Source organism: Pseudomonas sp. GL_117 (assembly GCF_057835125.1).
In genome coordinates, this window is the sequence record NZ_CM174418.1 from 2,192,025 (window position 1) to 2,206,188 (window position 14,164).

The 14,164-nt window shown below is 63.0% G+C and carries 12 protein-coding genes; 2 read left to right on the forward strand and 10 right to left on the reverse strand.

Annotated features, from left to right (window positions below):
- The 5 genes from AC3ISR_RS09980 to AC3ISR_RS10000 form a co-directional block, all read right to left on the reverse strand.
- Entirely contained in the window at window positions 1–1,461 is a 1,461-nt protein-coding gene (locus AC3ISR_RS09980; protein ID WP_192300305.1) for a mannose-1-phosphate guanylyltransferase/mannose-6-phosphate isomerase, read from the reverse strand.
- On the reverse strand, window positions 1,461–2,900 hold the full coding sequence (locus AC3ISR_RS09985; protein ID WP_463985035.1) for an undecaprenyl-phosphate glucose phosphotransferase: 1,440 nt from the start codon (window positions 2,898–2,900) through the stop codon (window positions 1,461–1,463). The genes AC3ISR_RS09980 and AC3ISR_RS09985 overlap by 1 nt, the downstream gene beginning before the upstream one ends.
- Before the next feature lie 428 nt (window positions 2,901–3,328).
- The gene (locus tag AC3ISR_RS09990) at window positions 3,329–5,815 is read right to left on the reverse strand and encodes a TonB-dependent siderophore receptor (protein WP_463985034.1); all 2,487 of its coding nucleotides are present in this window, start codon (window positions 5,813–5,815) and stop codon (window positions 3,329–3,331) included.
- 107 nt (window positions 5,816–5,922) lie between these two features.
- Window positions 5,923–6,873 carry a FecR domain-containing protein gene (locus tag AC3ISR_RS09995; RefSeq protein ID WP_463985033.1) on the reverse strand — a complete coding sequence of 317 codons (951 nt, stop codon included), beginning with the start codon at window positions 6,871–6,873 and terminating at the stop codon, window positions 5,923–5,925.
- The gene (locus AC3ISR_RS10000; protein ID WP_192300309.1) at window positions 6,860–7,375 is read right to left on the reverse strand and encodes a sigma-70 family RNA polymerase sigma factor; all 516 of its coding nucleotides are present in this window, start codon (window positions 7,373–7,375) and stop codon (window positions 6,860–6,862) included. Before AC3ISR_RS10000 ends, AC3ISR_RS09995 begins: the two co-directional genes overlap by 14 nt.
- Before the next feature lie 160 nt (window positions 7,376–7,535).
- On the opposite strand from AC3ISR_RS10000, the gene AC3ISR_RS10005 reads away from it, so the two are divergent.
- Window positions 7,536–8,165: a LysE family translocator gene (locus AC3ISR_RS10005; protein ID WP_305392372.1), complete on the forward strand. Its 630-nt coding sequence runs from the start codon at window positions 7,536–7,538 to the stop codon at window positions 8,163–8,165.
- Between the two features lie 164 nt (window positions 8,166–8,329).
- Here AC3ISR_RS10005 and inhA read toward each other — a convergent pair whose 3' ends face one another.
- A complete protein-coding gene (gene inhA, locus AC3ISR_RS10010; protein ID WP_463984875.1) occupies window positions 8,330–9,010 on the reverse strand; it encodes an isonitrile hydratase in 681 nt (226 codons plus the stop codon).
- 90 nt (window positions 9,011–9,100) lie between these two features.
- Between inhA and AC3ISR_RS10015 the strand changes: the two genes are divergently transcribed.
- Complete coding sequence (locus AC3ISR_RS10015) at window positions 9,101–10,108, forward strand: GlxA family transcriptional regulator (protein WP_463984874.1); 1,008 nt, start codon at window positions 9,101–9,103, stop codon at window positions 10,106–10,108.
- Window positions 10,109–10,307: 199 nt separating this feature from the next.
- On the opposite strand, the gene AC3ISR_RS10020 is transcribed toward AC3ISR_RS10015, so the two are convergent.
- From AC3ISR_RS10020 to AC3ISR_RS10035, 4 genes are read right to left on the reverse strand one after another with little or no spacing between them, the layout of a single operon-like run.
- The gene (locus AC3ISR_RS10020; protein ID WP_463984873.1) at window positions 10,308–10,868 is read right to left on the reverse strand and encodes a GNAT family N-acetyltransferase; all 561 of its coding nucleotides are present in this window, start codon (window positions 10,866–10,868) and stop codon (window positions 10,308–10,310) included.
- Window positions 10,865–11,344, reverse strand: a complete 480-nt coding sequence (locus tag AC3ISR_RS10025; RefSeq protein WP_192300314.1) for an isochorismatase family protein — start codon at window positions 11,342–11,344, stop codon at window positions 10,865–10,867. The genes AC3ISR_RS10020 and AC3ISR_RS10025 overlap by 4 nt, the downstream gene beginning before the upstream one ends.
- Before the next feature lie 41 nt (window positions 11,345–11,385).
- Window positions 11,386–13,212: a glycoside hydrolase family 15 protein gene (locus AC3ISR_RS10030; protein ID WP_463984872.1), complete on the reverse strand. Its 1,827-nt coding sequence runs from the start codon at window positions 13,210–13,212 to the stop codon at window positions 11,386–11,388.
- Window positions 13,205–14,005 carry a glucose 1-dehydrogenase gene (locus AC3ISR_RS10035; protein WP_226456159.1) on the reverse strand — a complete coding sequence of 267 codons (801 nt, stop codon included), beginning with the start codon at window positions 14,003–14,005 and terminating at the stop codon, window positions 13,205–13,207. Before AC3ISR_RS10035 ends, AC3ISR_RS10030 begins: the two co-directional genes overlap by 8 nt.
- Between the last annotated feature and the right edge of the window lie 159 nt (window positions 14,006–14,164).

A 14,164-nucleotide genomic window follows, 5' to 3' on the forward strand; every position in this document is an offset into this window, starting at 1 on the left:
TCATTTTTTCACCTCGGCCGGTGCGCGCCCGTAGATGTCGTCGAAGCGCACGATGTCGTCCTCGCCCAGGTACTCGCCGCTCTGCACCTCGATCATCACCAGGTCGATGATGCCGGGGTTGGTCAGTCGGTGTTTGTGCCCGGCAGGAATGTAGGTGGACTCGTTGGCGTTGATCAGGAATTCACGCTCGCCATTGGTGATCTGCGCCGCGCCGCTGACCACCACCCAGTGTTCGCTGCGGTGGTGGTGCATCTGCAACGACAGCGACGCCTGGGGCTTGACCACGATGCGCTTGATCTTGAAGCGGCTGCTTTCCTCCAGCACGGTGTAGGTGCCCCACGGCCGGGTGACGGTGCGGTGCAGGCTGTATGCCGGATGGTTCTGGCGCTTGAGCTCGGCGACGATGTAGCGCACGTCCTGGCTGCGGTGGGCGTCGGCGATCAACAACGCATCGGGGGTGTCGACGATGATCAGGTCACGCACGCCGACCGCGCCGAGCACGCGCTTGGGCGAGTCGATGTAGCAGTTATGCACGTCGTGCAAGATCGCTTCGCCATTGACCTGGTTGCCATGGGCATCGCTGGGGGTGAGCTGGCGCAGGGCTTCCCACGAGCCGATGTCGCTCCAGCCGATGTCGCAGGGCACCACCGCGACTTTGCGGGATTTCTCCATCAGGGCCACGTCGATGGAAATGTCCGGCGCGCTGCCGAATGCCTGTGCCTCCAGTTCGCGTTGGCGCGAAGTTTTGTTTTGCAGGCTCTGGCTGTGTTCCAGTGCAGCGCTGGCGGCGCTGAGCACGTCCGGCGCGTGGGTGCTGAGTTCGTCCACCAGGGTGCTGGCCTTGAAGCAGAACATGCCGGCGTTCCACAGGTGCTTGCCGCCGTCGAGGTAGCCTTGGGCGGTGGCCAGGTCGGGCTTTTCGACGAAGCGCTTGACCCGGAAGCCGGTGTCCAGCGCGTCGCCTTGTTCGATGTAGCCGAAGCCGGTTTCCGGGTGGTCGGGCTGGATGCCGAAGGTCACCAGGTAGCCGGCTTCGGCCAGGTCGCGGGCCTGGGTCACGGCAGCGGCAAACGCCACTTCGTTGAGGATCAAGTGGTCGGCGGGCATTACCAGCAACTGCGCGGCATCGCCAAAATGCTCCTGCACATGCAGCGCCGCCACCGCGATGGCCGCAGCCGTATTGCGCCCGAACGGCTCAAGCAACAGGTCCAGGGGCAGGTGGGCCTTGTTCACCCCACGGTAGTCGTCAAGGGTGCGAAACAGCAGGTCGCGGTTGGTCACCGTCAATACGCTTTCCACGCCGGGCAGTTTGGCGGCGCGCTGGAAGGTCTTTTGCAACAGGCTCTGGCCGTCACGCATGCGCATGAAGGGCTTGGGCATGTTCTGCCGCGACACTGGCCACAGCCGCGTACCCGAACCACCGGAAATGATGCAGGGGATTAATCCGTTGAGGGCATTCATCAATAGACTTCCTTGGTGGAAAGAACGGCCGGGACCGTCATGAAGACGATGTACAGGTCAAACCACACCGACCATTTGGAGATGTACTCCAGGTCATATTCGACACGTTTCTGGATCTTGAAGAGGGTATCGGTTTCACCCCGGTAGCCGTTGATCTGCGCCCAGCCGGTGATCCCCGGCTTGACCCGGTGGCGTGAACTGTATTCGCTCACCGCCACTTCGAACGGCACCCCGGCGGCTTTGGTGGCGGTGGCGTGGGGACGCGGGCCGACCATCGACATGTTGCCCAGCAGCACGTTGAACAGCTGCGGCAGCTCGTCGATGCTGGTCTTGCGGATGATCCGGCCGACGCGCGTGATGCGCGGGTCTTCGCGGGTGGTCTGGCGTTCGGCGGTGAAGTCGCTCTGGTCGGTGAACATCGAGCGAAACTTGAACACGCGGATCTCGTTGTCGTTGTAGCCATAGCGGTTCTGGCGGAACAGCACCGGGCCCTTGGAGTCGAGCTTGATTGCAATCGCCGTCGCGACCATCACCGGCGACAGGCACACCAGCGCCAGGCTGGCCAGCAGCAGGTCTTCCAGGCGCTTGATGACCGGCGACCAGCCGCGCAGTGGCAACTGCGAGGTGTTGAACATCAGGATGCCGCCCACGTCGGTAATCTTGCTGTGCCCGTAGCGCAGGGCGGCCATGTCCGGCACCAGCATCACGTTCACCGACATCTGCCGCAGGCGGTTGACCAGCCCGTGGATACGCTGCTCGGCGGCCCACGGCAGGCAGATCATGACTTGGTTGACCTGCTCGGCACGGATCAGGTTTTCCAGGTCACGGGTGTTGCCCAGCAAAGGCAGGTTGCTCAGCTCCTTGGGGATGCGCTCGGTGCGGTCGTCGATAAAACCGATCAGGCCAGATCGGATGTCGCCGTTGCGTTGCAGGTGGTCGGCGACGTGCACGGCAGTGTCGGTAAAGCCCAGGATCACCGTGCGTTGCAGGTATTTGCCCTTGCGCATCAGGTTGCGATACAGGCGCAGCATCATCAGGCGTTCCAGGCAGAACAGGCCCAGGCTGATGATGTACCACGCCAGCAGATTGCGTGGGGTCAATTGGGGGAACATCTGCAGGATCTGGTACATGAACAGCAGGATGCAGAACGCGGCCGACCAGGCTTTGATCTTGGTTTTCAGGCGCAGGCGGTTGCTGAACAATTCTTCGGAATAGATGCCCAGGGCCTGGAACAGGATGATCGTCAGGACCGCGAAAAATACCAGCAGGCCGATGAAGTGTGGGCGCAATTGGGGGGCCATCGGGTCGAGGAACAGCACCAGGACCAACGGCGGAAGGATGGCACTCAGGCCATGGATGAATTTGACGAAAACAACAAAAAATTCAACAAAACCTGCACGTGTTAAAAACAAACTGTCGACGCGCGACTTCTCTCGCATAAAACATCCCTCATTGCACTCCAGACTTTCTGCTCGGTTGTTGGATCAATAAGGCAGCATGCTGCTTATAGAGCCAAGTCGAACGACGGCTACTCTGGGTAATACGCAACTGTTCAATTCAAACAGCACTATCCGTTTGAATGGAACTTGCAGGGTCGTAATTAAAGGAGTGTTTCCTTGGTAAGCCTTGTCAACGAATTGACGATGGTGTGGATTGGCTTTTTAGGCGGTCTTAATGGTTTTTTTAGCGGCATTTTGTTGACAGTCCTTGTCCGTGCACTCGGTTTGGGTGTGTGATTTTGAGTGTAGGAACAAATGCAGGAATTTTCCTGCCAGCCGGTAAAACCTTTTTCGAATAGACGTGGGAAAGGGGGGGCAAGGCAGGGGCAGGGCACGTTAAGTGCCCTGCCACCGGGACTTTCGCGGAATCAGAAGTTACCTTTCACACTAACGGTGAAATTACGTGGTTCACCGTAGAAGTTGCCCCAGGACGCGGTACCGACGGTGTTGTAATAAGTTTTATCAAATAGGTTCTTGCCGTTGAGTGCCACGGTCCAGGTGTCGTCGATGCGGTACGCCACGCGGGCGTCCCAGGTCGCGTAACCGGCCTGTTCCAGCTTGATGGTCTGCATGCGGTAGTTGCTGCTCTGGGCATTGACGCCGCTGCCCACGCTCCATTTCGACAGCGCGCCGTCGAGCTGGTAGTCGCCCCAGACCCGCAGCATATGCCTGGGCACGTAGGTGTTGGATGAGCCGCCTTCGAGAGCGCTGTCGATGTTTTTCAGGGACTTGGTCTGGGTGTAGGTGTAACCGCCAGATACCTGCAAGCGCTCGAGCAATTCACCGCTGACTTCGGCCTCCACGCCCTGGGCACGCACCCTGGCGGTGTCGGTGTAGCAAAAGCCATCGGCAGAGGTTGCACAGAAGCTGGCGTAATCGGTTTCGGCGCCGTTTTTCTCGATGGCGCGGAACAGTGCCAGGGAACTGTTGAGGCGGCCGTCGAACCATTCGCCCTTGATGCCCAGCTCATAGTTATCGCCGATCTTCGGCTTGAGCGCGGCGCCATCGGCGGTGGCATAGGCGCTTTGCGGCTGGAAGATGTCGGCGTAGCTGGCGTACACCGACAGGTGCTCGTTGAGGTCATAGATCAGCGCGGCGAACGGCGTGACTTCGCCGGTTTCCCTGGAGCGCGCATCCTGCAGCGACCACTCGCCCCAGCCCAGGCTGTAGGACTGGCGACGGTTGTCGTACCAGCTCACGCGGCTACCGGCAATGAACATCAACGGTTCGGCCAGGCGCAGGCGCAAGGTCGCGTAGGCGCCGTATTGGGTGGCGGTTTCCTTGATCGTGCTGCCGCGGTACATGTTCGGCCAGAAGGTGTTGTCGGCCGGCTCCGGCAAGTGGTGGTTGGGCGTGTAGATGCCCTGGCGCGTGGGCAGGTTCTGGATCGCGTACACATCGTCCTGGGTGCCACGGCTGCCGTTGGCGCCGAGGATCAGTTCGTGTTCCAGCCCGAAGGCTTCGAACTTGCCGTCCAGGTAGGCGTCGAGGCCGTAGTCGCGGTGATCGTAGTCCATCAGCGCGGCATAGGAGAGGGCAGTGGGCGCTGGGTCGCCGTAGTTGATGGTGCCTTCGCTGGCAGCGTACTTGGTGTCTTGCAGGTTGCGACTGTGCACGGCCGCGACCTTGAGTTTCCAGTCATCGTTGAGCGCGTGGGTGAGGTCGACGAAGTACGTGGCGCGCCGGCTTTGCCAGTCGTTCCAGGATTGGCCCAGGCACGTCGAACGGCTGAGGTTGGCGCTCTTGCCGTCGGCGTAGCGCGGCAGGCCACCCCAGCACGGCGTGGCGTCGACATCATCGTAGCTGGCGCCGATGCCCAGGGTGGTGTCGGGGCTGAGGTCAACGTCGAGTGCGCCGTAGAACGCCTGGTCCTTGCGCTTGGCAATGTCCATGTAGGAACCGCGATCCTGCTGGCTGATCGCTGCACGGCCACGCACGGTGCCGCTGTCATTGAGCGGGCCACCGGCGTCGACGTCGGTGCGATAGTTGTCCCACGTGCCGGCGGACAGCGACAGGCTGGTAGTGGGCTTGGCCTGGGGCCGCTTGCGTACGAAGTTCACCGCGCCGCTGGCGGTGCCGGCGCCCTTGAGCATGCCGGCGGCACCTTTGAGCACTTCCACACGGTCATAAATCGCCATGTTGGCGCTGAAACTGTCGGCCTGGGCGTAGTCCTTGCCCATGTCCAGCGGTACGCCGTCGTACTGGTACTGGCCGAGCATCTTGAAACCACGGGAATAGAAATACTTGCCGCCCATGGGCGATTCGTAGCTGGTGATGCCGGGTGTGCGTTCCATTACGTCGTCGATGGTGGTGACGTTCTGGTCGTCCATCAGTTGGCGGGTCATCACGCTGACCGACTGTGGTGTTTCCCGCAGGCTGTGTTGGCCTTTGCCGATGGTCACCGCGCCGGTGGTGTAGGAACCGGTGCCCTCGGTGGTGGCGCCCAGGCGATCGCCCGTGATCGTGGTTGCACCCAGGTTCAGCGCGCCGCTGTCGGCCACTTGCGGCAGTAGCAGCCAGGTGCTGTTGCCCTGGCGCTGGGCTTGCAGGCCCTGGCCACTGAGCAATTGGCCGAGCGCCTGCTCGCGGTCGAAACGGCCACTCAGGCCCGGGCTGGTCTTGCCGGCGACGCCTGTCGCGTCATACGACAGGCTGATACCGCCCTGGCGGGCGAACTGGTCAAGGGCGTGGGCCAGGGGGCCGGCGGCGATGTTCCAGTCCTGGGCCTGGCTGTCACTGGCCGGCGTATCGGCCAGCACGGCCAGGGGCAGGGCGCCGCCGCTCAGGCAGACGCCGAGCAAGGCGGCCTGCACTGCGCGCTTGAGAGGGGAACGGGGGGAGGGGAACGCTTGCATGACCGCGGGATGCTCCTGAAGGAAGTGAAAAGTACTGGCCTGTTGATCGGCCTTTCCTTACAGGTCGAGCGGCAATGGGAATTCACCTCATTTATTTTTTCGGACGATTAAGCCCGGGGCGTTACCGTCACCCAATAGCGGCTGCGGTAGGTGACATCGACGTTGAGTGATTGCGCGACCAGCGCCAGCACTTGATCGGTATCGCTCAACTGATAAGTCCCTGACACCCGCAGTCCGGCCACCGCTTCGCTGCAACGCAGCAGCCCGTGGCGGTAGCGGGCCAGCTCGCTGAGGAAGGCGTCGAGGCGCATGTTGTGGGCGCTGATCACGCCGTCGCTCCAGGCCCACGGGTCGAGGCCGTTGGCGATGGGCGTGCGGATGCCTGTGCGGTCGATCAACACCGACGCGCCGGGCTGGATCACCTGCCGGGCGCTGGGGTCATGGCGGTCGGCAAATATCGCCACCGTGCCCTGTTGCACCGCAAGAGAGGTGCCTTGGGCCTCTTCGCGAACCAGCAAGCGCGAGCCTTCGACGCGCAAGTCGCCGTGGCGGGTCAGCACCCAGAAGGGGCGGGTATCGACACTGGGATTCACCAGTATCTCGCCCTGGCGCAGTTGGACCTTGCGTCGCTCTGGGGTGAATGTCGCATCAATCGCCGTGGCGCTGTTGAGTTGCAGCTTGCTGCCATCGCTCAGCGCGACCCAGCGCCGCTCGCCGGTGGCGGTGCGGTAGTCGGCCATCATCGCTGGCAGTGGTGTGTAGTCGCGACCGAACCAGCTCAAGCCGGCCGCACCGGCCACCAGGCCCAGCAGCTTGAGGCTTTCGCGGCGGCTGATGCGTTGCCGCGCACCGCTGAGGGTGCGGCGCCCGACCTGGGCGGGCAGATGGTTGAAGTCGTCATTCATTGTCGCGACCCGGTGCCACACCCGCTGGTGTTCGGGGCTGCTGTGCAGCCAGCGTTCAAACGCTGCGGTGCTGGCGTCGTCGGCGACGTTGAAGCGCAGGGTGATCATCCATTGGATGGCCTGGTCTACCAGGCGCTGGTCAGCGTTCGGCATAACGTAACCGATAGCAGGCGTGCAGCGCCTTGGACAGGTCGCGTTCCACGGTGGCCTTGGATACGTCCAGGCGTTGGGCGATCTGCGCGCAGGTCAGGCCGTCCAGTTGCGCGAGCAGGAAGGCTTCGCGTACGCGGGGTTTGAGTTGATCAAGCAAGCGATCGATGCGTTCCAGGCTGTCGAGGATCAGCAGGCGGGTTTCTTCCGACGGCACCTCGACCTGTGGGAAGTGCGCGAGGCTTTCGAGGTAGGCACGTTCCAGCTCGCGGCGGCGGTACCCGTCGATCATCAGGCTGCGGGCGATGCTGCTCAGGTACGCACGCGGTTGCAGCAAGGTTTGCTGCTTGCGCGCGTTGAGCAGGCGCACAAAGGTTTCTTGCGCCAGGTCGGCGGCATGCTCGCGGCAGCCGGTGCGCCGCTTCAACCAGCCGTTCAGCCAGGAATGATGCGCCTGGTAAAGCTGGCCGATGGCGGCAGGGTCCAGTGGGTGATCGCTCGACATGGGCATCCCGGCGCAACAGTCTTAATTGATAATGTTTCGCATTCTAGACGTTGGCTATGGCAATGAGCAATCACCGCTGGGCAATGTATCCAGCACAATTTTTTGTCGGCATGCGGTGGGCGGATTAGTCTGCAGGCTTTTCCCGGTGGAGGGCTTGAGCATGATCGACCTGGCGACCCTGGCGGTTTTTTGCGGTGCGGTGTTGTTGTTGCTGTTATCGCCGGGGCCGAACATGGCGTTTGTCATCAGCCATGGCGTGACCCACGGCTGGCGCGGTGGCATGGCCTCGGCCCTGGGCATCGGTGTGGCCGACCTGCTGCTGACCGCGCTGACCGCCACCGGGGTGACGGCGGTGGTAGCCAGTTGGCCGCCGTCCTTCGACCTGATCCGCTATGCCGGGGTGGTGTACCTGCTGTGGCTGGTGTTCAAGACCTTGCAGAAAAGCCCGGGGCTGGAGGCGGCCCCGGCCAACCGCGTGCCCCTGGGACGGGTGTTTCTGCAAGCGATGTTCAATAGTTTGCTCAATCCCAAGGCGTTGCTGTTTTTTGTGGTGTTCTTGCCGCAGTTCGTCCGGCCCGAAGCAGGCTCGATTGCCGTGCAGTTGATGCTGCTGGGCGGCGTGTTGACGTTGATCGCCGCAGTGTTTCACGGCTTGCTGGGGGCGTTTGGCGGGGTGTTGAGCCGGTTCTTTGCCAAACGCTCGAAAAGCGCCTGGCTGCAGAAATGGGGACTGGCGACGGTGCTCACGCTGCTGGCCGTGCGCCTGGCAGTGATGTCGCGCCCCACCTGACTCGCCCTTGTAGTGAGCGGGCTTGCCCGCGCTGGGTGGCGAAGCCGCCCTAAACCCCGGCTACTCGGTGTTTCAGGAAGACCGAGGTGCCTGGTTTTGGGGCGGCTTCGCCACCCAGCGCGGGGCAAGCCCGCTCACTACAAGTTGGTGGGGGCAAGGCGGAGTCAGCCGAGTCGTGCGGCGGCGCGTGCGACGATTTCGCCGCGCACCCGGCGCGATTGCGCCGTGCGTTTGTGTGCTTCTTCCAGCACATGCTTGGGCGCGGTGTCCGGGCTGCCTGAGTGGTAGGGCGGCGCCGGCGCGTATTCGATCTGCAACTGCACCAGTTGCGCCGCCGCTTCGCTGTACAACTCCGCCGCCAATGTCAGCGCAAAGTCGATGCCGGCGGTGATGCCGCCACCCGTCAGCAGGTTGCCGTCACGCACCACACGATCCTGCACCGGGATCGCGCCGAGCGGGGCGAGCATGTCGTGGTAGGCCCAGTGGGTGGTGGCCTTGCGCCCGCGCAGCAGGCCCGCCGCCCCGAGCACCAGCGCGCCGGTACACACCGAGGTCACGTAGCGCGCGGTCTGCGCCTGGGTGCTGAGGAAGTCCAGGGTCTGTGGGTCTTCCATCAACGCGCCGACCCCGGAACCGCCGGGCACGCAGATCACATCCAGCGTTGGGCAATCGGCGTAGGTCACGGTCGGGGTGAACACCAGACCGGTGCTGGAGGTGACCGGCGCGAGGTCTTTCCACACCAGGTGCAACTTCACGTCCGGCAGCGAACCGAGAACGTCATAGGGGCCGGTCAGGTCCAGTTGCTGGATGCCGGGGAACAACACAAAGCCGATTTGCAAGGTCATGGACAGCGCTCCGAGAAAGGGGTGGACGACTCCACTCTAGGGGCCTAGGCTTTGGCGGATACGCCATTAAGCCCACAGATCACGCCAATCATGCCTCGAATCGTCCATGTCCTCGCTTTTGACAACGCCCAGGTGCTCGATGTGACCGGGCCGTTGCAGGTGTTCGCTTCCACCAATGACCTGGCGCGCCAGCGCGGTCTGCCGTTGCCCTACGCGGTTTCGGTAGTCGCTGCGCAGGCGGCCCCGGTGATGACCTCCGCTGGCCTGGCGCTGGTGGCCGAGCCGTTGCCGGCCATCGACGCGCCGTGCGACACCCTGGTGATCGCCGGTGGCTGGGGCGTCTACGGCGCCGCCGAAGACCCGGCGCTAGTGGACTGGGTGCGCGAAAAAGCCAGGCATACGCGGCGCATGACCTCGGTGTGCACCGGCGCGTTTTTGCTGGCCGCCAGCGGCATGCTCGATGGCTGCCGCGTGGCCACCCACTGGACGCGTTGCGAAGAACTGGCGCGCAAATTTCCTTCGTTGACGGTGGAGTCCAACCCGATCTTCATCCGCCAGGGCGCGGTATGGACCTCCGCCGGCGTCACCGCCGGCATCGACCTGTGCCTGGCGCTGGTGGAAGAAGACCTGGGAAGCGAAGTAGCCCTGGAAGTGGCGCGCCACCTGGTGGTGTTCCTCAAGCGCCCGGGCGGGCAATCGCAATTCAGTGTGACCCTGTCCCTGCAAAAGGCCGACAGCCGCTTCACCGAACTCCACGCCTGGATGGCGGAAAACCTCACCCTCGACCTGAACATTCCGACCCTCGCCGCCCAGGCCGGCATGAGCGAACGCAGCTTCGTGCGCCACTACCGCAACGAAACCGGCCAGACCCCGGCGCGCGCCGTGGAACTGATCCGCGTCGAAACCGCACGCAGGCAGTTGGCCGAGAGCACGGCATCAATCAAACGCATCGCCGTGCAATGTGGTTTTGGCTGTGAAGAAACCTTGCGCCGCAGTTTTCTGCGCGTCTTGTCGGTGACGCCCCAGGCCTACCGCGAGCGGTTTTCGCCGAGCAATTCCAGCAGTCACCCCGTCGTCTGCACCGCACAGCGCCCATAGCAACTGGCACGGCTCACCAGATCAGGTCGTTTGATTGCGAGCTCTCGACCAACTTCCCGGTACTTGATCAAACCTTGGTCGTGAGTCTCCCGTGTCTCACTCCAGCTCAACGGCGGGCGAGGGGGGCTGATGTCTTGTAGGAGGCGTGAGGTCATATTCTCATCTGGAATATCTGGCGCAATGTGTAAGGTAGGGTTGGTTAAATACCTGTGGTTTTCCTGTTCAGCCACTCATGGCTCAACAACCCCAATACATCCAGATCGTGTCGTTGGCCATTCCAGAACCCCGCGTCGCGCAACGTTCCTTCGGCTTTGAAACCCAGTCGCTCCAACAGCTTGAGCGAAGCGGTATTTTGCGGATGCACCCAGGCTTCCACTCGATGCAATTGCATCTGTTCAAAGCCCCAGTCGAGCATTGCCTGCATAGCTTCACTCATCAATCCCTGGCCACGCGCGTGGGGCGCCAGCTCACAGGCGAGTGCGCAACTGTTCCACTTCTGGTTCCACTTGAACAGACCACAACTGCCGATCAGTTCACCCTCCCATTCGATTCCCCAGCGTGTGCCGGGGTTGGGCTGGGTGCGCCAGTGCCCGAAGGTTTCGATCAGGGCTTGGGCCTGGGCAAGCTCGGTCATCGCGTCGGCGCCGAACCAGCGCATGCTGTCGGCATCGCTGTGGATATCGAACAGCGCCGGTGCGTCGTTCGCTACAAGCTCGCGCAGGCACAGGCGTTGGGTGTGTAGGGTAGGGAAAGGGCTCATGGCGCGGTTGCCGCAAAAATCTGCTCCCGATCCAGCACCTTGCCAAAGTGATGCCGCCACAAATCCACCCCCAGCTGCCCTGACCGATCCAGCGACGAGCCCACGGTCAAATCGCTGATCAACGTCGGCTGCAACCCTGCATCAAACAGGGCAAACCCCGCCGCCAGGACGCAGGTGTCGGTTTGTATGCCACACACCAACACACGCTGCGGTTCCAGGCTTTTGAGGTAGGCAATCGTCTCGGGCGTGGGCGCATAACCGTGCTTGACGAAGATGCGATCCGCCGCCACCAGGCTGTCGTCGTCCGGCGCCGGTTGCCAGCCGAGTTGGCGGGTGAAGGGGGTGATGCTTTCGTCGTGGCGCTCGACGGTGGCGACGCTGGGCAGGCGGCCGAGCAGGGCATGGATGCCGTCCACAAGCCATGCCGGCGGGTTGAAGCAGGGTTGCACGTCGATGATCAGCAGTACCTGGCGCATGGGGTTGCAGTCCGTAGCCGGGGTGGGGCGGTCATTGTGCCTCAGGGTTGCCAGGTCGTCTTCTCTCCGCTGAGCTTGCGGTCCAGGAACGTCGCCGCGCTGATCAACGCCAGGTGGCTCAAGGCCTGGGGCGTGTTGCCCAGGTGGCGGGCCTGGTTGTCGAACTCTTCGGCGTACAGACCCAGTGGGTTGGCATAGCGCAGCAGTTGTTCGAATTCCAGGTGGGCCTTTTCCACTTGCCCGGCGCGGGCCAGGCATTCGACGTACCAGAACGAGCACGCGGTAAATGCACCTTCGGTGCCTTGCAGGCCGTCGATTGGGTTGTCGTCGTTGCGATAGCGATAGACCATGCCGTCGCGTACCAGGCTTTTCTGGATCGCTTCCAGCGTCGACAGCCAGCGTGGGTCGGTGGCCGCGACGAAACGCACCAGCGGCATCAGCAGCATCGAGCCGTCGAGCGCCGTGCTGCCGATATGCTGCACAAAATGCCCACGCTCCTCGTTCCAGAAGTTGCTCCAGATGTCGGCGTAGATCGCCTGGCGTGTCTGGTCCCAACGGGCGAACGGTGCTGGCAGCGAGCGCTTGGAGGCGAGACGGATTGCGCGGTCCAGCGCCACCCAGCACATCAGCCGCGAGTGCAGGAAGTGATGCTGCTCGCCGCGCATTTCCCAGATGCCCACGTCTTTGGTGTTCCAGATATCGCAGACCTGGTCGGCGACTTCCACCGTGTGTTTCCAGCCGTCATGGGAGATGGCTTCGCCGTATTTGTTGACCAGGTACACCGCGTCCATCAGTTCGCCATAGATGTCCAACTGGATCTGCCCGACCGCGCCGTTGCCGATGCGCACCGGCGTGGCGCCGCCGTGGCCTTTGAAGTGGGGTAGCGCGGTTTCCGGCAGCTCCTGGCGGCCGTCGATGCCGTAGAGGATGTTGAGTTTGGTTGGCTGCCCGCAGCAGTCACTGACCCGCCCCTTGAGCCAGCGCATGTAGGCGTTGGCTTCCTCGACAAAACCCAGGCGTATGAAGGCATAGACGGTGAATGAAGCGTCGCGGATCCAGGTGTAGCGATAGTCCCAGTTGCGCTCGCCGCCGGGGCTTTCCGGCAGGCCGAAGGTGGCGGCGGCGATGATCGCGCCGTGTTTGCGCGAGGTCAAAAGCTTCAAGGCCAGGGCCGAGCGATTGACCATTTCGCGCCAGCGTCCACGGTAGTTCGATTGGGCGATCCAGCTGCGCCAGAACGTCAGGGTGTGGGCGAGGGCGAGGTCGGTGCAAGCGCTGTCCACCCGCTCATCATCCTGGCCACCGAGGACGAATTCGGCGCCTTCGTCCTGGTTCAGGGTGAAGCGCGCAACCGCCGCGCCATCCTTGATGTGCAAGGCTTGGCTGCTGGACAAACGCAGGCCGGGCTGGCCATCGGCGTTGAAGTACACACTGTGGTTGTCGAGGCTGGCGCGGGTCGGCGCGCGCGCGTAGTCGTGGCGCACTGCGCAGCGCAGGTGGATGTCGGCCGTGCCGCTGATCACCCGCACCCGGCGGATCAGCAGCGGCAGGTCATCGAGGTCATCACTGATCGCCAGCAGGTCGGTGATCTCCACCACGGCTTCGTCGCTGAGCCAGCGGGTTTGCAGCACGTTGGTGTCGGGCAGGTAGATCTGTTCGCGGCGCGCGTCTGGCAGGTCCGGGGTGAGCTGGAAAATGCCCGCTTCGGGGCTGTCGAGCAGGGCGCAGAAGATCGACGGGCTGTCGAATTCCGGCCAACAGAAGAAGTCGACGCTGCCTGTGTCGTTGACCAGTGCCGCGCTGCGCATGTCGCCAATGATGCCGTGGGCGTCGATGGCGCTTTGGGGTTCGTTCTTTAGCTCAACCATTGCCACGAAACTCCGGATAAAGGCTCATGCCGCCGTCGATGAACAGGGTGCTGCCGACGACATAGTCGGAGGCATCGCTGGCCAGCCAGACCACGGCGTTGGCCACGTCTTCGACGTCGCCGACCCGGCCGTAGGGAATCAGTTTCAGCAGTTCCTTTTCTGCCGCGCCTTCGGTGGCCGCCCGGTTGATTGGCGTGCGGATCGCCCCCGGCGCAATGCCGTTGATACGGATGCGCTGCGCGCTGACTTCCTGGGCGAGGGTGCGCATCAACATCTCGACACCGCCTTTGGAGGCGGCGTAATTCACATGGCCGGCCCAAGGGATCAACTGGTGTACCGAGCTCATATGAATGATTTTTCCCGCCGCCCGCGACACGCCTTCGCGCACGCCCTGGCGATTGAAGATACGCACGGCCGCGCGGGCACAGAGGAACTGGCCGGTGAGGTTGACGCCGATCACTGTGTTCCAGTCGTCGAGGCTCATATCGACCAGGTTGGCGTCTTTTTGCAGGCCGGAGTTGGCGACAAGAATGTCCAAGTGGCCGAAGGCGTCGAGCGTCTGAGCGAACAGGCGTTCCACATCGGCCTCTTTTGACACGTCCCCGCCGATGGCAAGCGCCCGGCCGCCGTTGGCGTTGATCTGTGCGGCGAGCGCTTCAGCAGGGGCGGCCTGGGCGTTGTAATTGAGCACCACGGCCGCGCCGGCGTCGGCCAGGGCCTTGGCGGCGCCTGCGCCGATGCCGGAACTGGCGCCAGTGATGAGGGCGACTTGTTGCTGGAGCGAGAGGTGCATGGACCAACCACCACTGTCAGAGGGTTCAGTCAGCTGACTGGCGGGGCCGCGTGTAAGTTCAGCGTGGGATTCGACGGGGCGCAGCGCCGCAGGCGCAAGGAACTGTCATTTCTGACAGTAGACGTCTTTCGCTCCCGAGGTGAGGCTACCGGCTTGCAA

Bases quoted from the DNA above. Each gene is read 5' to 3' on its own strand.
- AC3ISR_RS09995 (WP_463985033.1), bottom strand. From the start codon at position 6,873: ATGCCGAACGCTGACCAGCGCCTGGTAGACCAGGCCATCCAATGGATG.
- AC3ISR_RS10005 (WP_305392372.1), top strand. From the start codon at position 7,536: ATGATCGACCTGGCGACCCTGGCGGTTTTTTGCGGTGCGGTGTTGTTG.
- AC3ISR_RS10000 (WP_192300309.1), bottom strand. From the start codon at position 7,375: ATGTCGAGCGATCACCCACTGGACCCTGCCGCCATCGGCCAGCTTTAC.
- AC3ISR_RS09980 (WP_192300305.1), bottom strand. From the start codon at position 1,461: ATGAATGCCCTCAACGGATTAATCCCCTGCATCATTTCCGGTGGTTCG.
- AC3ISR_RS10025 (WP_192300314.1), bottom strand. From the start codon at position 11,344: ATGCGCCAGGTACTGCTGATCATCGACGTGCAACCCTGCTTCAACCCG.
- AC3ISR_RS09985 (WP_463985035.1), bottom strand. From the start codon at position 2,900: ATGCGAGAGAAGTCGCGCGTCGACAGTTTGTTTTTAACACGTGCAGGT.
- AC3ISR_RS10035 (WP_226456159.1), bottom strand. From the start codon at position 14,005: ATGCACCTCTCGCTCCAGCAACAAGTCGCCCTCATCACTGGCGCCAGT.
- inhA (WP_463984875.1), bottom strand. From the start codon at position 9,010: ATGACCTTGCAAATCGGCTTTGTGTTGTTCCCCGGCATCCAGCAACTG.
- AC3ISR_RS09990 (WP_463985034.1), bottom strand. From the start codon at position 5,815: ATGCAAGCGTTCCCCTCCCCCCGTTCCCCTCTCAAGCGCGCAGTGCAG.
- AC3ISR_RS10020 (WP_463984873.1), bottom strand. From the start codon at position 10,868: ATGAGCCCTTTCCCTACCCTACACACCCAACGCCTGTGCCTGCGCGAG.
- AC3ISR_RS10015 (WP_463984874.1), top strand. From the start codon at position 9,101: ATGCCTCGAATCGTCCATGTCCTCGCTTTTGACAACGCCCAGGTGCTC.
- AC3ISR_RS10030 (WP_463984872.1), bottom strand. From the start codon at position 13,212: ATGGTTGAGCTAAAGAACGAACCCCAAAGCGCCATCGACGCCCACGGC.